Annotated in this window: 15 protein-coding genes; 5 read left to right on the top strand and 10 right to left on the bottom strand. The window is 52.8% G+C overall.

What is annotated here, in order from left to right:
- Nucleotides 1-47: 47 nt before the first annotated feature.
- The 3 genes from ligA to smc form a co-directional block, all read right to left on the bottom strand.
- Nucleotides 48-2,069 (bottom strand): NAD-dependent DNA ligase LigA, encoded by a 2,022-nt coding sequence (gene ligA, locus CDA54_RS00570; protein WP_099033050.1) that lies wholly within the window; start codon nucleotides 2,067-2,069, stop codon nucleotides 48-50.
- Nucleotides 2,070-2,194: 125 nt separating this feature from the next.
- Nucleotides 2,195-3,520: a cell division protein ZipA gene (gene zipA / locus CDA54_RS00565; protein ID WP_099033049.1), complete on the bottom strand. Its 1,326-nt coding sequence runs from the start codon at nucleotides 3,518-3,520 to the stop codon at nucleotides 2,195-2,197.
- A gap of 19 nt (nucleotides 3,521-3,539) precedes the next feature.
- Nucleotides 3,540-7,007 (bottom strand): chromosome segregation protein SMC, encoded by a 3,468-nt coding sequence (gene smc, locus CDA54_RS00560; RefSeq protein ID WP_099033048.1) that lies wholly within the window; start codon nucleotides 7,005-7,007, stop codon nucleotides 3,540-3,542.
- Between the two features lie 139 nt (nucleotides 7,008-7,146).
- Between smc and cysZ the strand changes: the two genes are divergently transcribed.
- On the top strand, nucleotides 7,147-7,899 hold the full coding sequence (gene cysZ / locus CDA54_RS00555; RefSeq protein WP_099033047.1) for a sulfate transporter CysZ: 753 nt from the start codon (nucleotides 7,147-7,149) through the stop codon (nucleotides 7,897-7,899).
- A 418-nt stretch (nucleotides 7,900-8,317) separates the two neighbouring features.
- Here cysZ and CDA54_RS19520 read toward each other — a convergent pair whose 3' ends face one another.
- Nucleotides 8,318-8,464, bottom strand: a complete 147-nt coding sequence (locus tag CDA54_RS19520; RefSeq protein ID WP_180237071.1) for a hypothetical protein — start codon at nucleotides 8,462-8,464, stop codon at nucleotides 8,318-8,320.
- Nucleotides 8,465-8,524: 60 nt separating this feature from the next.
- Complete coding sequence (locus tag CDA54_RS00550; RefSeq protein ID WP_099033046.1) at nucleotides 8,525-9,088, bottom strand: ATP-dependent Clp protease proteolytic subunit; 564 nt, start codon at nucleotides 9,086-9,088, stop codon at nucleotides 8,525-8,527.
- A gap of 648 nt (nucleotides 9,089-9,736) precedes the next feature.
- On the opposite strand from CDA54_RS00550, the gene CDA54_RS00545 reads away from it, so the two are divergent.
- Complete coding sequence (locus CDA54_RS00545; protein WP_099033045.1) at nucleotides 9,737-10,267, top strand: PRC-barrel domain-containing protein; 531 nt, start codon at nucleotides 9,737-9,739, stop codon at nucleotides 10,265-10,267.
- Nucleotides 10,268-10,434: 167 nt separating this feature from the next.
- Here CDA54_RS00545 and CDA54_RS00540 read toward each other — a convergent pair whose 3' ends face one another.
- Complete coding sequence (locus CDA54_RS00540; protein ID WP_099033044.1) at nucleotides 10,435-11,268, bottom strand: matrixin family metalloprotease; 834 nt, start codon at nucleotides 11,266-11,268, stop codon at nucleotides 10,435-10,437.
- Nucleotides 11,269-11,713: 445 nt separating this feature from the next.
- Here CDA54_RS00540 and CDA54_RS00535 point away from each other — a divergent pair, with 445 nt between their 5' ends.
- Nucleotides 11,714-11,980 (top strand): GlsB/YeaQ/YmgE family stress response membrane protein, encoded by a 267-nt coding sequence (locus tag CDA54_RS00535; RefSeq protein ID WP_099033043.1) that lies wholly within the window; start codon nucleotides 11,714-11,716, stop codon nucleotides 11,978-11,980.
- A gap of 227 nt (nucleotides 11,981-12,207) precedes the next feature.
- Here CDA54_RS00535 and CDA54_RS00530 read toward each other — a convergent pair whose 3' ends face one another.
- From CDA54_RS00530 to CDA54_RS00520, 3 genes are all read right to left on the bottom strand, one after another.
- Complete coding sequence (locus tag CDA54_RS00530; protein WP_099033042.1) at nucleotides 12,208-12,825, bottom strand: DUF892 family protein; 618 nt, start codon at nucleotides 12,823-12,825, stop codon at nucleotides 12,208-12,210.
- A 63-nt stretch (nucleotides 12,826-12,888) separates the two neighbouring features.
- Nucleotides 12,889-15,279 carry a catalase gene (locus CDA54_RS00525; RefSeq protein ID WP_218962355.1) on the bottom strand — a complete coding sequence of 797 codons (2,391 nt, stop codon included), beginning with the start codon at nucleotides 15,277-15,279 and terminating at the stop codon, nucleotides 12,889-12,891.
- A 384-nt stretch (nucleotides 15,280-15,663) separates the two neighbouring features.
- Nucleotides 15,664-15,828: a YqaE/Pmp3 family membrane protein gene (locus tag CDA54_RS00520; RefSeq protein ID WP_099033325.1), complete on the bottom strand. Its 165-nt coding sequence runs from the start codon at nucleotides 15,826-15,828 to the stop codon at nucleotides 15,664-15,666.
- Nucleotides 15,829-16,086: 258 nt separating this feature from the next.
- Between CDA54_RS00520 and CDA54_RS00515 the strand changes: the two genes are divergently transcribed.
- Complete coding sequence (locus tag CDA54_RS00515) at nucleotides 16,087-17,400, top strand: DUF2254 family protein (protein WP_099033041.1); 1,314 nt, start codon at nucleotides 16,087-16,089, stop codon at nucleotides 17,398-17,400.
- A gap of 217 nt (nucleotides 17,401-17,617) precedes the next feature.
- Here CDA54_RS00515 and CDA54_RS00505 read toward each other — a convergent pair whose 3' ends face one another.
- A complete protein-coding gene (locus CDA54_RS00505; protein ID WP_099033324.1) occupies nucleotides 17,618-18,940 on the bottom strand; it encodes a cation:proton antiporter in 1,323 nt (440 codons plus the stop codon).
- A gap of 340 nt (nucleotides 18,941-19,280) precedes the next feature.
- Between CDA54_RS00505 and CDA54_RS00500 the strand changes: the two genes are divergently transcribed.
- A complete protein-coding gene (locus CDA54_RS00500; RefSeq protein ID WP_099033040.1) occupies nucleotides 19,281-20,129 on the top strand; it encodes a transglutaminase-like domain-containing protein in 849 nt (282 codons plus the stop codon).
- Nucleotides 20,130-20,178: the final 49 nt, after the last annotated feature.

Genomic DNA, 20,178 nt, shown 5'->3' with positions numbered 1-20,178 from the left:
TCAAGCAGCTCTGGCGTTTGTTTTTTAAACTATATGGCGCTCTTGGATCAGACACCATGTTGTGCGAATAATCCCAGCATCTGCTCTTCGCTCAGGATCTCCACCCCCAACTCTGTAGCTTTAGTCAGTTTAGAACCCGCTTTTTCACCAGCAACCAGAAAGTCCGTGCTGGCAGAAACACTGCCGGCCACTTTAGCCCCTAACCTTTGTAGATTTGCCTTCGCTTCACTGCGGGCCATAGCCGATAAGGTCCCCGTAAGCACAAAGGTTTTGCCTTGAAGTGGCTGCTCAGCTTCATCAGGCGCTTCAATATCAGGCCAGTGTATCCCTTCTGCCATCAGCTCATTGAGTACCTTATGGTTGTGCTCTTCGGCAAAGAAATTGACGATATGCGTGGCCACCACTTCGCCCACATCATTGACGTCCTGCAACTGTTCCAGCGACGCCTGTTCTAAAGCCTTCAGCGTTCGAAAGTATAATGCCAGATTAGCGGCAGTCGCCTCGCCCACTTCTCTTATCCCCAGCGCATAGAGAAACCGGGGCAGTGTCGTGTGTTTCGCTTTTTCCAGCGCTGCAAGCAGATTGACCGCTGATTTCTCGCCCATTCGTTCCATACCAATCAGCTGAGCCATATCCAGTCGGAACAGATCAGCAGGCGTATGCACCTTGCCCTGCTCTACCAGTTGTTCAATCAGTTTGTCACCCAGGCCGTCAATATCCAGCGCCTTGCGTGAAGCAAAATGTTTAAGCGCTTCTTTGCGTTGTGCCGGGCAGACCAACCCACCGGTACAGCGGGCAACGGCTTCTGCTTCGAGTTTTTCAATATTGGATTCACAAATCGGGCACTGCTGAGGAAATTCAATCTCCCGCGCATCCTCAGAGCGTTTTGCAGCAACCACTGACACCACCTGAGGGATCACATCACCAGCACGGCGAATTATGACCTTATCGCCGATTTTAATGCCTAAACGTTTAATCTCATCCTGATTGTGTAACGTGGCATTAGACACCACGACTCCTCCCACAGAAACCGGTTTTAACCGGGCTACCGGAGTAATCGCACCGGTGCGCCCAACCTGAAATTCCACATCCAGCAGTTCGGTCATCTGCTCCTGAGCCGGAAACTTCCAGGCCACAGCCCAGCGCGGGGCCCGGGCGACAAAGCCCAGCCGTTGTTGCAGCTCGATATCATCCACCTTGCATACGAGCCCGTCAATTTCGTAATCCAGGCTGTCACGAATGGTCATAATCTTTTCATAGAAGGCTTCGCAACCGGCCCGGTCTTCTGCCAGCCCTGTTTCCGGGCACAATGGCATGCCCCATTCCTTTAATTGCTGTAAACGCTGATAATGACTGGTTGCCAACGATGACTCTTCACCTTCAACCAGCCCCATAGAATAGATATAGATTCGCAGCGGACGTTTAGCGGTAATGCGAGAATCCAGTTGGCGCAAACTGCCAGCTGCCGCGTTTCTGGGGTTAGCAAAAACCTTTAAGCCCTGCTTACGCTGGCTGTCGTTGAGTGACGCAAAACCGGCTCTGGTCATAAACACCTCGCCCCGGACCTCCAGCTTTGCCGGATAACCTTCTCCGCGCAGGCTAAGGGGTAAATTGGCAATCGTTCTGACATTCGTAGTGATATCCTCACCGGTTCGACCGTCACCCCGGGTTGCCCCCCTTACCAGTTTGCCATTTTCATAAAGCAGGCTGACAGCCAACCCATCGAGCTTAGGCTCGCAGCACCAGGTTACCTTGCTGATATTTTTTAAACGATCATGCACACGTTTTTCAAAAGCGCTAAAAGACTCAGCGTCAAACGCGTTGTCCAGCGAGAGCATTGGCACTTCGTGCGCGACTTCACCAAAAGCAGTAACAGGGGCCGCCCCGACTTTCTGTGTGGGCGAATCGGGACTGACAAGCTCAGGATACTGTGCTTCCAGTGCTTTTAACGCTTCCATCAGCCGGTCATATTCGGCATCCGGTACGGTAGGATCATCCAGCACATAGTACTGGTAGTTATAGTCATTTAACTGGTCCCGTAACTGGGCTAATTGTTGTTCAATCTGCATGGTCGCTCAGGCTTTTAAATTATTATCGGGTCGGGATTGTGTTCAACTTGAGATTGCGGCTGCTGTGGGCTGAATCGGGATCGTGTCCCGCCTAAAACGGGACTCCAGATCCTTACCGGAGCTTGCTAATTGGCCCGTTTAATCATCCGCTGACGTTCGAATTCACGAATCTTTTCCACATATTGCTGCAGGCTTTGTTTGGTCAGCACACTTCGACGGCCATCCAGCACCTGCGCGCCGAATTCATCAGCCAGTTTACGGGCGGCATTGTGCATCATGTTGAAAACCTGATGGGGGTCGCCCTCAATTGGCAGAATCATAAACAGCGAAACGCCCTGTGTGGTAAAGGTCTCCATATTGTCGATATCAAACACACCGGGTTTAAACATGTTTGCCAGGCTGAATAAGACCGGGCCCTTACCATTACTGTTAACATGGCGATGAAAAATGTCCTGTTCACCAAATTTAAAGCCAAGAGTCAGCAATGAAGGCAGTAATACCGATCCCGGCACGGGTTTTCCCTCCGGGGCTTTGACATTCAGCACCAACACTTCCTGAGAAGCCGGTTTAGTTTCCTTTGGTTTCTCCGCCTGGCTTTCAGAGCGCATGTCCGTGTCAGCCTTTAGCTCCGGCTCATCAAAATCAATCCGCATCTGATCTTCAGCCAGGCGGGCACCATCGATTTTAGGCTCCTTGCGCTTTGGTGAAGCTTTGGTAATATCCGGTTTTTTACGCTGTACCAGTTTACGGGCCTGTTGGGCAAACGTGCCTCCTGACGCCGGGCTCTGTTCTGCTGGTGCTGCTTCATCAGTGTGCCTGGCCTGCACAGAAGATGCTGGTGGCGAAACGGCCTTATCCGATTTAGATTGACCGAAGTGAGATGTCTGCGTCTGAGTATCAGCGCCGTGCTCATGAGGCTGGTCTTTGATTGTGTCCGGCGCGCAATCCGCAATATCACTAATTACCGGCTCTTTGCGCGTCGGAACTGACCGGACCTGTTCGTCATCACCGGTTCTGAGCAAGAAAGAAGGAGGCTCGGGCACACTTTGTGGCCCGTCATTCAGTCGCTCTTCTTCTGAGCTGGCAGTAAAGCTACTCTGGGTTGCTCGGGTTTCATTGAATGTTGGCGGCTCCGGGTCCTCTGAATAACGGCCGCTGGCTGGTGAATCGTCCATGGCCGACACGTTAGCGCCATCGGTATCGGTCTTTTGAGGGGCCACTTTGACCACGCGCACCGGGCCAATACCCAGATCATCAAAATCCTGCTCGGACTTATCGTCACTGATCTCAAAATCAGCATCTGAGCGGGTATCACGGTAATGCAAGTGCTCCGGTTCAGGGGGTTCATGCTCAGCGCTACGTTTTTTGCGTACGGTCCACAGGCCATGTGCAAGGATCCCTGCGATCGCCAGGGCTCCGAAAATAAGAAATGTCAGGCGTAATTCTTCCATTTTATAATTTTAATTCTGCTTAAAGTTCAGCAAGGGCAACCGCCTCATCCACGTCCACCGCAACCATTCGAGACACTCCGGGCTCGGCCATGGTCACGCCGGTAAGATGCTTAGCCATCTCCATTGCGATTTTGTTATGGGTAATATAAATAAATTGTACCGTATTAGACATCTCTGAAACCAGATTACAAAAACGCCCCACGTTAGCATCATCTAAAGGCGCATCCACCTCATCCAGCAAACAAAACGGCGCCGGGTTGAGCCTGAAAATCGCGAACACCAATGATAAAGCGGTCAGGGCTTTTTCTCCACCACTAAGCAGGTGAATCGTACTGTTTTTCTTACCTGGCGGTCTGGCCATAATGGTTACACCGGTTTCCAACAGGTCATCATCGGTCAGTTCAAGATAAGCTGAACCACCACCAAACACTTTTGGAAACAAGGTTTTAAGGTCCTCATTCACACGCTCAAAGGTATCACGAAAACGACTGCGGGTTTCCCTGTCTATCTTGCGGATCGCGTTATCCAACGTCTCTAAGGCATCAGTAAGATCCTGATACTGGTCATCCAGATGTTTTTTACGCTCAGCCTGCACCTCAAACTCTTCCACAGCGGCCAGGTTCACCGCACCAAGACGGCCTACCGCCGCACTGATTTTGTCCAGCTCCTGCTGCCATTGCGACTCATCGGCGTCTTCATCCAGCTCATCGAGCACCTCTTTAACGTTTTGTTGCATTTGCTGAAGCTGTTCAATAAAACCACTGGCCCGCACTCTGCATCCTTCACATTCCAGTTGCAGGCTTTGCTGAGCTTCACGTAGCTGATTGATTTGCTCCTGAATTTGCTGCTGTCCCGATTGCGCCTGGTGCAGGTATTCATCAACTTCATTGAGTTTTTCCGCCAGCTCCCTCTGCTGACCTTCCAGCTCAACCCGCTGCTCCAGTAAAATCTGCAACTGCCCGGACTGCTCCTCTTCCGGCTGCTGCCACTGGTGTTTTTCTTCACTAAGGCGCTGTCTGTCCTGTTGTTTGTCATCCAGACGGTGGCGGTGGCGATCAATTGCCTGACGGGCGTTCTCTTTCTGATTACTCAGCCCCTGTACCTGCAAAGCCAGCTCGTGCTCATGAGAGCGAAGCCGTTCTGCCTGCGCTCTCAATTGACTCAGTTGTTGTTGCAACCCTTCCTGCTGAGCCTGAGTTTGCTGATGCTCACTCTGTTGACCTTCAAGCTGTATCTGCAGTTCCTGTTGCTCAGCCAACTGCAGCTCAAGGTCCTGCCGGTCCTGCTCCAGCTGATCCTGCTGAGCGCGAATTTGTTGGTTAAGTCGCTGAGTCTGTTCCTGTTTCGCCTCTTGCTGTCGTTGTATAGCGGTTTTTTGCTGCTCCAGTTGCATGACTTCCCTTTCGAGCTGGCGCAGTTGTTGTTGGTTCTGTGCGTCAAGGTCAGCTCGCTGTGCCTGCTGTTCTTTTGCCTGTTGAAGCTGTTGTTCCAGTTCTTCCATCTGCTGGTGCTGTTGCTGCAGGCTTTGCTGTAAACGTTGTATATCAGCGGCCCGATCCAGCATGCCGGTCTGACTGCGGGTGCTTCCCTGAATTTGCCAGTCACAGCCATACCACATACCCTCTGCATTAATCAGACTCTGCCCCGGTTGCAAGCTTAAACGCCGATTTTCCATCTGCGTATCATCTTCCACCACGCCAATACATAAGAGAAAAGACGGTAACTGTGCACTCTGCACTTTTGCCGCTAAGGTACCGGCAGGCTTGTCGGTTATCATGTGCTGTTTTAACAACCACTGACTGCCCGGCATCGCCGGAGGCTGAGTACCATCCAGTACCGGCACACTCAGCCAATTTTGTAAGGCTGATTCCAGCGCTTTTTCCCACCCTGGTTCGGCTTTAAGGCTCTGCCATACAGGCTGCGGCAGTTCAGGTTGTGATTCAAGCCACTGCTGAAGTTCTCTGTCCTGCTCTTGTGTGGATTGTTGCAGGGTTTTAAGAGAAGCCAGCTTACCCTCTCCCTGTTGGATATCGCCGTTTAGCTGAAGCAATTGCTGCTGTAATTGCTGCACCTTGTGCAATTGTTGCTGATGCTGTTCAAAGCTCTGCTCACAGGTCTGGTTTAACTGATCAAAGGCCTGCTGTTTATCTGTTAACGCTTCAGCGATATGCTCAGATTGAGGTTCATAGTCGCTACTTTCAAAGCGGTTCAGCTCATCCTGCAACTCTCGTAAACGCTGCTCTGCACGACCAATCATTGCCTGTTGCCCTTCTATACGGGTTTGCTGGCTCTGGCATTGCTGACGTATCTGATAATATTGCTGTTCCTGAGCGCGCCAGGCGGATTGCTGCCCGGCTGAATGCTGTTCCGCATCTGCCAGTTGCTCCTGAGCCTGTTCACTTTGTTCCTGCAGCAAGGTCAGTTCCGGTTCCTTGTCTTCAAGCTGTGAGGTGAGTTTATCAAGCGCCTGCTGCTCCTGCGCTAAATGAGTTTCGCTGTCACCAATCTCCTGTTCAAGACGACTCAACTGCTGATCAATTTGTTGTTGGCGCTGGCGGGCATGGATCTGTGTTTGTTCAAGGCGGGTGATCTCATTACCCACCTGGAAAACCTGATTCTGAATATCGCTAAGGCGCTGTTTGAGATCCTGCTGACGCTGCTGGTACTCAACCATTCCCTTTTCATCACCGCGTTGACGGGAAATCAGACTTTCAATCTTGTTTTCATGTTCACTGATCTGTTGTTCCAGTTCGCTGACATGCTGGTTTTGCCTGAGCCAGCGCAGCGCGGTTAATTGGGCGGTAAATTTACGCTCATCGGCTTTTAACTGTTTGTAGCGCTTTGCGGCAGCGGCCTGGCGCTGCAATTTATCCAGTTGCTTACCCAGCTCATCACGCACATCTTCAAGACGCTCTAAATTATCGCGGCTGTGGCGGATACGGTTCTCGGTTTCCCTTCGCCTTTCCTTGTATTTGGAGATCCCCGCCGCCTCTTCGATAAACACCCGCAATTCCTGGGGTTTGGATTCAATCAGACGGGAGATCATTCCCTGCTCAATAATGGCATAACTGCGCGGACCTAAGCCCGTACCCAGAAACAAATCGGTGACATCACGGCGACGGCACTTACTGCCATTGAGAAAATAGTGAGACAGAGCTTCGCGGGTCACCAGACGCTTCACCGACAGCTCGTTGTAACCCGCGTATTCGCCCTGGATGCGGCCACTGGAGTTGTCAAACACCAGTTCCACACTGCACTGAGACACCGGTTTACGGGCCGATGAGCCGTTGAAGATGACGTCAGTCATTGCATCGCCACGAAGATTTTTCGCCGAGCTTTCACCCAGCACCCAGCGCACGGCATCAATAACATTAGACTTGCCGCAGCCATTGGGGCCGACAATCGCCGTCATGTCATCAGGGAAAGGAATACTGGTGGGGTCGACAAAAGACTTAAACCCTGCCAGTTTGATCTTTTTAAGCCGCATGAGTCCTTATTATTGTTATCAGGGAGCCGGATCCGGCAGTTGAATGTACCAAAAGTCATCAGGTGTAACAATTGAGTTATTCACAGGCCACAAAATTCGATTAAGCTAACAGGCAAAGACAAGCGTAATAAGGAGTACTATGTCATCACCACAGCTTAAAAGCGGCGCCGGCTATTTTATGCAGGGCTTCGAGCTGATCCGGGTTAAGGGCCTGCGGCGTTTTGTATTTGTGCCGCTACTGGTTAATCTGATCCTGTTCGCCGTGGCGTTTTATTTTTTGCTGCAACAGATTGATGTGGCCATTCTCTGGCTGATGGACAGCATTCCCAGCTGGCTGGACTGGCTGAAAGACTGGCTGGCCGTTTTTATCTGGCCATTGGCGGTGATTATTGTGCTGGTCACCTTTTCGTTTTTATTTAACAGCGTCGCCAACTGGATTGCAGCGCCTTTTAACGGGCTATTGGCAGAGAAAGTGGAACAACATCTTACCGGGCAAAGCCTCGGCGACAGCGGTGTACTGACACTGCTCAAAGACATTCCCCGCACACTGGGCCGTGAATGGACCAAACTGGTTTACTATATTCCTCGTGCACTCGGCTTTTTGATTGTGTTTTTCTTATTGCCGGTATTTGGTCAGGTAATATGGTTCTTATTTACCGCCTGGATGATGGCCATCCAGTACGCCGACTACCCTTTTGACAACCATAAAGTCAGCTTTATCCGTATGCGCGATGTGCTCGGCAGTCAGAAAACCGTCAGCTTCAGCTTTGGCATTACCGTGACCCTGTTTGCCATGATCCCGGTGATCAACTTTCTGGTGATGCCGGTGGCCATCTGCGGCGCCACCGCCATGTGGGTGGACAGGTTTAAACGCCAGGCACTGGAGCACTAGTGCCTGTCCTGATAACCACGATAGAAAGGAACTGCAATTAGCCAAATCTTAAAAAGTGAGTCAGTATTAAGCAACCTACACTGTGTTAACTCCTCACCTTGTCGTTGCACTGTACATTGTCGGCATTCCTACCCAGTCAGCGCACATCCAAAGCTTGTGACAATTCTGGGTACACTGGTAAACATGAACATCCGCCACCGGACGCTCTGAGACTCTCCACAGCGACGTCGTCTGGAAGTTTTAGGGACGCCGCAATCGGCTACTCGGTTTGGCTTATGTAAAGCAACTCTATTGCCGTAAGTCCCGAATGGCACCGCAGATCTGTCCCCAATGGGCTGTTGGTGTGTGCGACAGCGAACAGACTCGTTCTGCAGTACAGCGCACGATATACCTTTGGTGGTGATCGCGTTGTCCCCCGTTACGTCCCCTCGCGAGCACCATAAAATCGTGAAAATTCTAAATAGCCGGTTTCTGCGCGGTGGAGCCTGTTAAGGTACAGTGCCGCGGTCATGCCGGCGGGGCCTGCACCGATGACGATATAGTCTTTGAATTCCATATCTGGCATTGCCTTCCTCCGAAGTTAGTTGGGGTACTGAAGAAACACGCAATGGCAGCACGGCGCGGCTCAAATCACATCGTGGATCAGCCCGAGCTTAAGCGCTTCACGGCAATCGATATACCAGTTTTCGGGAGCCCGGTCGCGAATCGTTTCAAAATTGACCTTGGAGCCTTTGATGATCGCCCGAAACCCCTCCTCCTCGATTTCGATCGAATGTTCGATCTCGTGGAGCGTGGCTTTGAGCGTCGCGCCACAGGTGCGCAGCGGGCCATTAACATTCACCGTCTTTTGTATCTGGCGTTCGTGGATCATCAGCCGCGTCGTATCGGTCAGGAAGCGACAATCGACCGGAAAGAACGACATGAACGTCGCGCCGGCCGAATAGACGGCGATCTTGCCGAGGAACATCATAGCGAGCCCGCTTTGTTCGCGCAGCAAACGGACATCGTCGCCCATCATCCGCGCCACCTCGGGATCGCCACCAAGCGTAGTGATAGTGATAATAATCGGCCCGGTGGCCGGACAGGCTTCAAGCTGCTGCCGAAAGCTGCAGTACATGTCCTGATCGACAGCGCCCGACAGGCGTATATGCGGATTAGCAAGCAGGGCGTAACGGTCAGAATCGGGCATTGGGGGAACTCCAGTGTATAAAAAAGTAAGTAACCGTTGAGCCGAAGTAGCCTGGCAATAACGTGTTACAACGCGTGATTTGATTGAAGGCGCTGGCTCGTTAGCAGATCAAGCAGTTTCGCGTTGGACATTGCGCTGCCGCGTTGGTCATGATGGTAAGCACGCTTTCGTTGATCTCCGCCGGATAGGGACACGATGCCAGTCTCCAGAAAGATGTGACGCCAGGTACGTCAAACTCTATATCAAAGGATGAAGCATACGTCTTCCGAGCCGCAGACACCGTTCGATACCACACCTAGCAGATTTTCTTATAAATTAGTCCAGCCTGACGCCGGGTAACAGACTCCGGAGGGGCACCGAAAAGGCTGACACAGTAACCTTCCGGTATTCCGGTTATCGACACACCTGGCAAACTGATGCCAGTGCTTTTCCTGTTCTTTGCCCTGTGAAGGGGCATTCACTTTCCTTAGTGGGTCAGCGAACAGACGGAGGAATTTGTTTGGCGTAGTTTAGAGGCTCATCCTGAATTCCATCTTTCATGGCGATTCAGACCCTTCCCGGTAATTAAGCCTGGAAAGAAAAGCTGTGATGAAGCGGTAATAACGGGCATGTTGCCCAATTATCATATTCGATTCGAAGGAGATTCAAATGAACAAGTTAAATACTATTGCTTTATGTGCGTTGATCACACCTGTGCTGACCTTTAGCGCCGGTTCGGCACTGGCCGGACAATCAGGTGCTCAGGACAAGGATCGCGAGCAAAAAACTCAGCACGAATACAGTAAGAAGCATCAAAATCAGTCTGACTCACGGACAGCGACTGACCGCCTAAATATGTCAGAGCAAGCACGCATGCAGCATCGCGGCTTTATGGATTACACTCCGGCTAATGGAATGCAGGCGAGTGATATTATCGGTGCCGATGTTAAAACCACTAATAGTGAAGAAGTGGGCTCGGTAAATGAACTGATAATTGACTCAAACGGTCAGATCGTGGCCGTTGTTGTCGGTGTTGGTGGCTTTCTGGGCATGGGCGAGAAAGATGTGGCCATTGGCTGGGACGACATCAAACTAACAGGCACCAATGATGATAAGGAACTTAAGATAGCCATGACCCGCGATCAGTTAAGCTCCGCACCAAAGTTTGAAAAAAAGGAAGCAAAGGAAACTAATTACTAATTTTAGTTACCTGAAATCTTTGGTGAAATAATTCAACGGCAGGGGCACAAGCCTCTGCCGTTTTCATATCCAATGTACAAACTTTATTTCCAGGCTTACTTGCCCTGTCAAACTCTTTAATTACCCTGCCCGCTTTATTGCCGTTAAGCCGGGAGTATGGCCAGAAATTATGGCTTTGCCTCTGCCGAGCCATTAATTACCGGAAGTGCTGATTCTGCAGTGTCGGTTATCGACTGCCTATTCAGGTTGTTAACCTGATACACCTCAGTTGGCTCTTGTTCTGCCTGAGTAACCGCGATAGCGGCCAGTTTGTCATCATCAGCAGCATGTCCATACAGCAGCTGCACGCCACGCAAATCGCCGGATTGCAGATCGTTATAGGCTTCGGTGTAACGAAACGCCATCACCTGTCCGGATGGGCCGGGATGGTCGAGGCCGATGGCGTGGCCGATTTCGTGAATCAGGGTATAGCGGATATCGTAAACATCCTCATCACCATCGAATCCAACCTTCCACTTATGCTCGGGATTAAGGCATACCAGCGACTGTTCAATGGCGCGCACTCCGTCCTTTTCTTCGGATGCGTAAGATACGTTGGCAAATGCACTCCCACGCGGCTTCCCCTGGGCACCGAGTACAATATCTGCGTCATGGGGATCGCTGACCTCATGGAATGACAAACCTGCGGCGCGCTCCCAGACCTGAAACGCGGCAGCAGTCTCGCGCGACAATGTTTTTCTGGAAAGTTTCTCTCCCACAAGCGTTTCAATCGGTGCCAGTTCACCACAGTTGCGCGCCTCATCAAACCGTAATCTGCTCCCGGCGAAAGCATAGCTGATGCTGGCTCCCGTACCCAACCGTCTGTCTCCCCACTTTACTTTGTAGCCCTCGAGCTCAAGCAGCCGATAGCCGCCCTCGCCTGCATGAGCGGGCTCTGGGAGCATCAGTCCGGCTAGGATTAACACTGGTATGGGAAGGGTTGTTCGCGTGACTGATCGCATCGCAGTCTCCTGACAAAGAAACCTGACAGCACTGGAATCACCCCTGCAAAGCGCTATGAATACGCATGGAGGATTCCGGTACAGGACAACGAACAAAACCAGGTGCGCCACCGCACAGACAATGCGTTCGTTTATGCCCAAGCCATGAGTGGGGGTCTCAGGACGTTACTGGCAATCACCAGGGAAGTCAATTCATCAGAGAGATGGCTGGTTATACGGCTCAGGAGAAAAAGATACCTGTCACTTGCAGATATCAGTTCCCAGAGAGGGCTGTCATGGGCTGATGCGGCTGTTTAGCGTATACCGAAGCAGCCAAAAATTGTGCCAACAACAGGTTCACCTTCCAGGGTCACAGAGTGCGCTAGCGCACAGTAAACACGGAATTACAGCCGTATACTTAATCCACTGGCGCACGGTGCGTCGATATTATCTGGAGGTATAAATCATGGGTATCATCATATGGCTAATTATGGGTGGTGTGGTCGGTTGGATCGCGAGTATTATTATGGGCACTAATGGCCAGCAGGGTATTATCCTTAACATCGTAGTCGGTATCGTTGGTGCACTGATCGGCGGATGGCTGATTGGGCCACTGTTGGGGGCCGGTTCTATCAACGACGGCCTCAGCATCATGAGTTTCGTGGTATCACTGATTGGCGCCATAATCCTGCTCGCCATCGTCGGCTTATTCCAGCGCCGATCCGCGCACTGAGGTGGGCTGCAACCCGTGTACGACAAAGGCATGAAGGATTAACGCCAAGATCAGGAAAAACCAGATCTTGTGAAGGACTGGTTCAGGAAGAACAGACAGGCTCGCTCAGTGGGCTTGCCTGTTCCCGTTATTTCCGGGCTGTCCCAACCGCTAAAAAACATTCAATTACCCCTACCCACGAACGATAGAACCCCGAAAAGGCGGCCTTAGCCGCCCACCATCGGTCATTAGTTGGACTTCAGCATTTCGTCCCGTTTGCTCTGTGCCCGCGCGGCACCGATGGCAGTCTCTACCGTCTTCTTCTCTTCAGGTGGCGGCAGCACTGCCGGCAAACCCAGGGAATCGATCCACAATTCGCGGGTAAATCCCATCGTATGATAGAGGTGATGGTCCTCTTCCTCTCCCACTTCTTCAAATGCCCGTTTAAGCGCGCCGGTTTCCTCGCCCTGACCATGCTCTGCCAGATGCCCAATCAGCTCCCAGTTCTGATGATCTTTGGTTTCCGCCAACACCACGCATTCACCGGCTACCAGTTGCGCGGCAGCGGCGCTGCCTTTGGACTTCGCCATTTTCATTGCCGCCACCAGCGAATCGCCGATATGGGCTACCACTTCCCGACCGGGAGTGACAGTATCAGGGTCCAGTCCCAGTTCCTTAAACAGCTTCAGCAGCACCTGCTCGTGGGTGCGTGTCTGCTCAAGGTACTCTTCCCATTCATTTTTCAGATCTTTGTTCTGGGCACATGACAGCGCGGTTTTATAGATCTTTAGGCCTCCTCGTTCTGTTTCCAGAGCCTGGTACAACAATTCGTGCATTTGCTTTTTGATATAGGCTTTCTTACTCATACATTTCTCCTCAATACTGGTCTTACCAATTGATATACGCAGCGCGCCGACAGTCGCTCTGCATCATTGGATTGGTGGATCGCTGTCGCGGGATAAATGACGATGGGCGGCGACCGCCTCAATGAAAACCGGGGTCATATCAGCCACATCGGCGCTGTCCGCCAGCAGGATCCCCTGGTCTTCGTCCGTCTGTGGGTCAATACCTGCCTCTTTCAGCAGCTCCTGGCCGGCGCCCAAAGCAAGAATGGTTTTACAGTGCCGGTACACATCATTGATAAACTCCATGGTATGTCCGTTACCTTTGAGTGCCTCAACTGCTGCATTGCCATCAGGCAACACCAGCGCATCGAACAGCACCGACGGAGAATTCTCCATCGACTTGTCTGCTTCTATTTTTTCACCGGAGTTGCTGTCAAACATGCCTACCCGTGGCCCTACAAAATGCACTATTGCACCGGCTTCGGTCAGTCCTTCATAGAGAGCAACGAGGGAGACATGGTGAACCCCCTCTTCGACCAATATGGCAATCTGGCGGGTACGGATGCCGCATTCTCCCGGCAGCGCCATCAAGGATAAGGCACTGGAAACCGTCACCTCCGCTGATTGTGGATCGGCGAAAGCCTTCGGCATGGCATCGGGCACCTCCATGCCCAGACCACCGGCAACCTCTGCGGCAAGCTCCCTGGATACGTTCACCAGTGAGGACAACATCCGCTCGCGGATGGCAGGAACACCAACCTTACTCAGCTCGAAGCGAAATGCGGCTGCAATATGCGCCTGCTCCACAGCTGTCTGACTATCAAAGAACAAGGTAGCTTGCACATAGTGCTCGGCAAACTTCTCCGGCTTACCGCGGACTTTGTCGTCGCTGATGGTCTCGGGAACGGATACAAACCCACTGGCTCCGGCCTGAAAGGGGCAGCCACCTGCCAATGAATTCGGCTCGTACGCCACACGCCCACGGTGCAGAGCCTGACGGTGCATACCGTCCCGTTGGTTATTCTGCACCGGTGCAAGGGGCGAATTGATTGGGATCTCATGAAAGTTGGGACCTCCTAACCGGGTGATTTGCGTATCCACATAGGAATGGATACGACCGGCGAGCAAGGGATCATTGGAAAAGTCGATACCCGGTATAACGTGCGCCGTGCAAAACGCCACTTGCTCGGTTTCTGCGAAGAAGTTGTCCGGGTTGCGGTTCAGAGTCATACGTCCGACTGGTGTAACCGGTACCAGTTCCTCCGGCACGATCTTGGTCGAGTCGAGTACATCGAAGCTGAATCCCTCCGCCTCTTCTTCGGTGAAGATCTGTAATCCGAGTTCCCACTGTGGGAATTCGCCCGACTCGATGGCTTCCCACAAGTCACGCCGGTGAAAGTCGGGATCGGCACCGGAGATTTTCACCGCTTCATCCCAGAGCAGTGAATGGGTTCCCTGAAGCGGCTTCCAGTGGAACTTACAGAATACGGATTCGCCCTGTTCGTTAACCAGCCGGAAAGTATGCACACCGAAGCCCTGCATCATCCGATAGCTGCGCGGTATGCCGCGATCCGACATCACCCACATCAACATATGGGTGGATTCGGGCATCAATGAGACAAAATCCCAGAAGGTATCATGGGCCGACGCCGCCTGGGGCATACCATGATGAGGCTCTGGTTTGACGGCATGAACCAGATCCGGAAACTTCATCGCATCCTGTATAAAGAACACCGGTATATTGTTGCCGACCAGATCCCAGTTGCCTTCGTCGGTATAGAACTTCACTGCGAAGCCACGGGCATCACGGGCAGTGTCTTTCGAACCCCGTTCACCCGCCACGGTGGAAAAGCGCGCGAACACCGGTGTGATTTTGCCTTTTTTGGCGAATGGCGCCGCACGGGTGTACTTACTCAGCGGTTCATAGGCTTCGAAATACCCGTGCGCCGCAGAGCCCCGGGCATGAACGACTCGCTCAGGAATACGTTCGTGATCGAAATGAGTGATTTTTTCGCGCAGAATAAAATCTTCGAGTAAGGATGGCCCACGCAAACCTAGTTTCAGGGTATTCTGATTATCGCTGATGCGAACCCCCTGATTGGTCGTCAATGGTTGTTCGCTGGCATCGACTCTGACCCGCCTGAGTGACGAGACAGTGGCATTGATTCCGGGCTCAGCCGCGCCGCCGGTTTTCACGGTTCCTGTTTCCTCGGTCATGGTGCTCGCGGTCAAGGAATCTGAGCCTGGCTCTGCTGTTTCTCCCTGTGGCGGTGCCAGGGCATTGTCGTGGCCGTACTCGCTTGTCTTGTTGCTATTATAGGGCATCGCCGCGACCAGCTCGTCACTATCCTTAGCCTGCTTGGCGACGATATCGTTTGTCTTGAGTACAGCATATGTGCCCTGCTCTGTCGTAGCGGATTGCCCGCTTTTGTTTTTCACTCGTGACGACCGAGCTGCTTTATCGTTTGTAGCCATATCTGTTCTCCTGTCAGGTGGGGAATGTGGGCGATTGGAGTGCCGCTTAAGCCTCTAGCCGTTGTCAATTTTGATGCCGCAGACAAGAGTTGTCTGTTCGACAGCGTACGCTCGCACCGCGACGATTCAATATTTCCGTTGTTCACCATTAGCACCCTCAGATGACGACGGAGTTGACAGGTTCTCTTCCCAGGGGCCCAGGAGTCTCGCGCCTGTTTTTTGATTTCCCCGGCTTCATTCCAACCCCTGGCGACAGTCGTATAGCCTTTGACACAACGCCTCCTGTTTCATGAACTTCGGCAACTTAGCAAGGCAAAAGCCGAGTCACTCTTAGAACGGTGCAACAGCGTGCAGGGAGTACATAGATCATTCATGCCATATTTTTTATCGTGTCACGATGATATAAATGGCGTGAATAACCCCGGGTATAAATCCGAGCAATGTCAGAATGATGTTGATCCAGAAGTGCTTGCCAAAACCAACTTCCAGCAATACACCAAGGGGCGGCAATATCACGGCCAATATAATTTTAATCAAATCACCTAACATACTGTCTTTTGTGCGACCTAAAGGCATTGTCTTTCCTCTTAATCTGAAGCTGGCAGATTAAGTTCTGCCGCTGTATAAATCTGGCCTGCTTTGCTCGCAGACCTCGCATTCAACGATATTTAATCTGTTCATATTCAGCCATCAGCAGGCCTATGGTCTGTGCGCCAGCGTACTGAAGTGACTATTACCTTTTCGTACACTCATCACGCGACAACGACTTGTTGTTACTGCTCGGCTAAATAATCAGGAGATGAAAGCATGGAGGAAACGAATCGCGGCATATCTCATCAACGTGGGGCCACACTGCGTTTGGGTGAGATCACTGTGGCGATGAGCGTAGCCATTGCGACCGGGCTGGGTGTCGGCATGGCGGCGCTGGCCATGGACGCCGTGTGGCTATCGCCTCCACCGCTTGAAATCGGTACTGTTGAGGGCGCCCGGATATTGTTGGGATCGGTGACCGGTGGCGTAATTACCGTCGCTGTGTTCGGTTTATGGGTGCGAACCGTGGTGGTTGGCATAATGTCCGCCAATTTCTCGCCCAGGACGTTGCTGATCTTCCTGGACGACCGTTTTCAGCGCAATCTGCTCGCTTGTATGTCGGCAGGCGTCGTGGCTTCGATGGTGATCCTATTGGGAATGCCCTCCGATGAACAGGCGGCCGCGCCGCTGATAAGTACGATACTGGCAGTGCTGATTGCGCTCGCCGCACTGGTAGGCGTGCTGCTGGCAATACAGCATGCAACACGGAGTCTGGCACTGCCGGAGCTGGTCAGCCGCCTTGCTGAAGATGTTCTCAGAGTGCTCGAACGCCACCCAAAGGCACGAGTCAAGCTCACCAGGGTGCCACCGCCCTTATCTGAACCGATAACGGTGCTGGCCCCCGGCACCGGCTGGATTACCGGTATCGACACCGACCGGATGCGCAAGGCGTTGCCGGTTGGCGGGATCGTACATCTGCGCTGCCGGTTCGGCGAGTTTGTGACTCCCCGCCGCTGTATCGCGCTCGTCTGCCTGGCCGAAGCCGACACAAAGGCTGATCTCAGCGCGGTAGCCGAATCTGTCAAGCTCGCCCGCACACGCAGTCCTGACATGGACCTCGTATTCGCCGTGAGCCTGCTGGTAGACGTGGGCACATTTGCGCTGGAGGCGCGCTCAGACACCTCAACCGCCCATGAGGTAATGGTACACCTCGAATTCGTGCTCGCTGAAATCATCTTTCGCGGTCTGCCACGGCTGCATGACGAGGACACGGACGGCCGCCGCGTCTACGATGAGTCAGGCTGGGACGCTGTCGACCTTGTAAAATTGTGCACAGAACGGCTGCGAGAGTCGGCAGCCCGCGACCCGGAGAGGGCCCGGCATTTGATCCAGATGCTCCATCGGATCCGCGAGGTCGCCGAAGACTGCGAGGAAACGGCGGTCATCTCTGAGGTCGAAAGTCAGGTAGAGATGGTACTGGCGCTGGCAACAACCAACAACATGCTGTCTCGTGAACGTCAACGGCTCGAGCGGGAAGCTAAGGCCGTTGTCCGCGGGAACTCTGCCAGCAGCTCAGCACAAAGTAAGTAGTCATGAGGCACGATGGACCTGAAAAGTGGCTATCTATACTGGGCGGTTAAAAATGGCCTGATGTATGCTTTCCCGCAGCCTGATGCTGACCTGAGCTGCGACCTTGTTGTGGCAGGCGCAGGCATCAGCGGCGCGCTGATCGCTTGGTCGATCACAAGGCCGCGGCTCTGCAGCGTAAAGTCATCCGACTATGATGTCAGAGACGACACCTCGGAATTTATGCCCGGTCTTGTAAATCTGAACCTTTGCGGTGACGGGTAAAGTGGCTCATCAACGGCTTGACACTAACGCCGTGGACGATAATAGAAAGGGTTACCACGATCAACGTAAGGCTGACCAGTTCCATTGCGATCTCTTCAGGTAAGCCATGCTGAATGGCATACATCAGATAGAACAATGAACCAATACCACGCACACCGAACCAACTCACCATGCCCCGCAGCGGCCATGACGTTTGTGTTCCCTGCAGGCCAATAATCACGCTGACCGGGCGCACGATAACAAACAGGAACAGCGCCAGCCACACCGCCCGTACGCTCCATGAATCGAGGAACAAGGTGCCGCCAATAAGCAGTACCAGCATCATTTCTGAAAGACGCTCGAGTTGTTCTTTGAAGACCAGCGAACCACCGCTGACTGATGTCGGAGGCTGATCATCCGGGATGACAGCCGGCTCTTGAGGTTCCGTTGAACCCAGATGTGAGCGATACGGGTTTTGTACAGGACCGGCAAGTCTGACTTCGGTCTGACGCAGGCTCACCGCAGCAAAAAATACCCCCAGAAACCCCCAGGCATCGACCAGCAGGCTCAAGCCATAAGCGACCCCGATAAGGCCCAGACCGAGAAAATTGTCCATCCGGTTGTGATGCGGCAATGCGCCGCGTACTCTGCGCGCCACAAGGGCCAACGCCACGCCTGACGCCAGCCCGATTGCAACCCCTGCGACCGTTGCCCACAGCACATCGTACAACAACCAGTCGACGCCGAATTCGCCCAGTTCGTGTAATCCCAGCATCCCCAAGCCTAACATAACAAAAGGAAATGCACTGCCGTCATTCATCCCGGCTTCACTGGTCAGGGTAAATCGCAACGGTTCACGGTCACCGGCATGACGGGTCTGAACATCAGTGGCCAGCACCGGGTCGGTAGGTGCAAGTATGGCTCCCAGCAATACGCCAACGCCGGGCGATAGCCCAAGCACATAATAAGCAAAAGCGGCAACCATGCCGACACTCAGTGTCATAGACAAGGACGCCAGCAGAATCGGTGCACGCCAGCGGGAGAAGTCGATTGGCGCAGGCATCTTTACGCCTGCGGAAAACAGAGACAGCAACACCACGATTTCGGTAAGCACCTCAAGCAGTGCAGATTCCTTCAGGGGATTAAAATGAAACAGATTCAGTACCGTAGGCCCAAGCAGTAATCCGATAGCCAGGTAAAACATGGCTGGCGTGATGGGGGAACGCTCCAGCAGGTTTACTGTCAGCCCACGGGCAAGCATCAGCCCACCTACCAGCAAAAACCAGAGCCAGTCAGACATGTTCTGTCTGCCCCATAGAGCCTGCATCCGGGGCCTGATGGTTGCACCTGCCGGTCATCGTCTGTATTGCTTATACATGCTCACTCCCTGTTGCGACAAAAATCTGAGTACGCCCGCACAGAGCGTCATATGAGCCTGTACCATAGCAAAGTCGCGCTTCTGTCTCCGTTCGGTGGGCCTCATAGACAAGGATCCGGACCAGCCGGGCAGCCTTTGTGCTGTAACGCACAGAACAGCGCCCTGGCTGGCATCATACTAATGCCCGGTGATAGCTGACGATATTCGTCTCTGTTCACCCTGTTTCAGCCAGACCACGAAACATCAGCACAGGAAACCTATTATGAAAATTCGCATTGGTTACGAACTGGTTTTTGACTGCCCCCAACCAACCCCGATGATCCTCGCACTGAATGTGCACCCCTCGCGGGTTCCGGACCTGATTGTTGCCGACGAGGTGTTTTCAGACCCAAAGATTCCCGTACACGCCTATTTCGACAGCTACGGCAATCGTTGCTCACGCATCGTCGCTCCGAAGGGATTGCTGCAGCTCTCTACGGATGCCGTCATTGAAGACAATGGATTGCCCGATGCTGTAAATCCTCAGGCCAGGCAGAGCCCCGTTGAACAACTCCCTGACAAAACGCTGATCTTCCTGCTCGGCAGCCGATACTGCGAGACAGACCCACTGGTGGATATTGCCTGGCAACTGTTTGGCAATAAAGTGACCGGTTGGTCCCGGGTTCAGGCTATATGTAATTTCGTCCACAATCATGTTGAATTTGGCTACCAGTATGCCCGAAGCACAAGAACCGCATGGGGCGTTTTTAATGAGAAAAAGGGCGTATGCCGCGATTATGCCCATCTTGCCATCACGCTGTGTCGCTGCATGAACATCCCTGCCCGTTACTGCACCGGTTACCTGGGCGATATGGGTGTGGCTCCCCCGCATGCAGAAATGGATTTCGCAGCATGGTTTGAAGCCTATCTTGATGGTCGCTGGTACCTGTTTGATCCGCGCAATAATACGCCACGCATCGGCCATATATTAATCGCCCGTGGTCGCGATGCTGCGGATGTCGCGATCACCACAGCGTTCGGGCCCAATACCCTGGAATATTTCAAGGTACACACTGATGAAATCCAGGAGAGCAGTCCCAGCCCTCCAAAAGAAATTGCCGAATTACGTTAGCCAACGCACAGACCCGTCCCGGCGCTTCAACTAATTTGGCTGTCGGGGC

It is taken from the genome of Lacimicrobium alkaliphilum (assembly GCF_002591895.1).
In the GTDB taxonomy this organism is placed as follows: domain Bacteria; phylum Pseudomonadota; class Gammaproteobacteria; order Enterobacterales; family Alteromonadaceae; genus Lacimicrobium; species Lacimicrobium alkaliphilum.
This window is presented reverse-complemented; position numbering and strand designations above follow the sequence as displayed.

Excerpts from the sequence above, each read along its gene's own strand:
- cysZ (WP_099033047.1), top strand. The coding sequence starts at position 7,147 with ATGTCATCACCACAGCTTAAAAGCGGCGCCGGCTATTTTATGCAGGGC.
- CDA54_RS00535 (WP_099033043.1), top strand. The coding sequence starts at position 11,714 with ATGGGTATCATCATATGGCTAATTATGGGTGGTGTGGTCGGTTGGATC.
- CDA54_RS00545 (WP_099033045.1), top strand. The coding sequence starts at position 9,737 with ATGAACAAGTTAAATACTATTGCTTTATGTGCGTTGATCACACCTGTG.
- ligA (WP_099033050.1), bottom strand. The coding sequence starts at position 2,069 with ATGCAGATTGAACAACAATTAGCCCAGTTACGGGACCAGTTAAATGAC.
- CDA54_RS00500 (WP_099033040.1), top strand. The coding sequence starts at position 19,281 with ATGAAAATTCGCATTGGTTACGAACTGGTTTTTGACTGCCCCCAACCA.
- CDA54_RS00525 (WP_218962355.1), bottom strand. The coding sequence starts at position 15,279 with ATGGCTACAAACGATAAAGCAGCTCGGTCGTCACGAGTGAAAAACAAA.
- CDA54_RS00515 (WP_099033041.1), top strand. The coding sequence starts at position 16,087 with ATGGAGGAAACGAATCGCGGCATATCTCATCAACGTGGGGCCACACTG.
- smc (WP_099033048.1), bottom strand. The coding sequence starts at position 7,007 with ATGCGGCTTAAAAAGATCAAACTGGCAGGGTTTAAGTCTTTTGTCGAC.
- CDA54_RS00540 (WP_099033044.1), bottom strand. The coding sequence starts at position 11,268 with ATGCGATCAGTCACGCGAACAACCCTTCCCATACCAGTGTTAATCCTA.
- CDA54_RS00505 (WP_099033324.1), bottom strand. The coding sequence starts at position 18,940 with ATGTCTGACTGGCTCTGGTTTTTGCTGGTAGGTGGGCTGATGCTTGCC.
- CDA54_RS00530 (WP_099033042.1), bottom strand. The coding sequence starts at position 12,825 with ATGAGTAAGAAAGCCTATATCAAAAAGCAAATGCACGAATTGTTGTAC.
- zipA (WP_099033049.1), bottom strand. The coding sequence starts at position 3,520 with ATGGAAGAATTACGCCTGACATTTCTTATTTTCGGAGCCCTGGCGATC.
- CDA54_RS00520 (WP_099033325.1), bottom strand. The coding sequence starts at position 15,828 with ATGTTAGGTGATTTGATTAAAATTATATTGGCCGTGATATTGCCGCCC.
- CDA54_RS00550 (WP_099033046.1), bottom strand. The coding sequence starts at position 9,088 with ATGCCCGATTCTGACCGTTACGCCCTGCTTGCTAATCCGCATATACGC.
- CDA54_RS19520 (WP_180237071.1), bottom strand. The coding sequence starts at position 8,464 with ATGCCAGATATGGAATTCAAAGACTATATCGTCATCGGTGCAGGCCCC.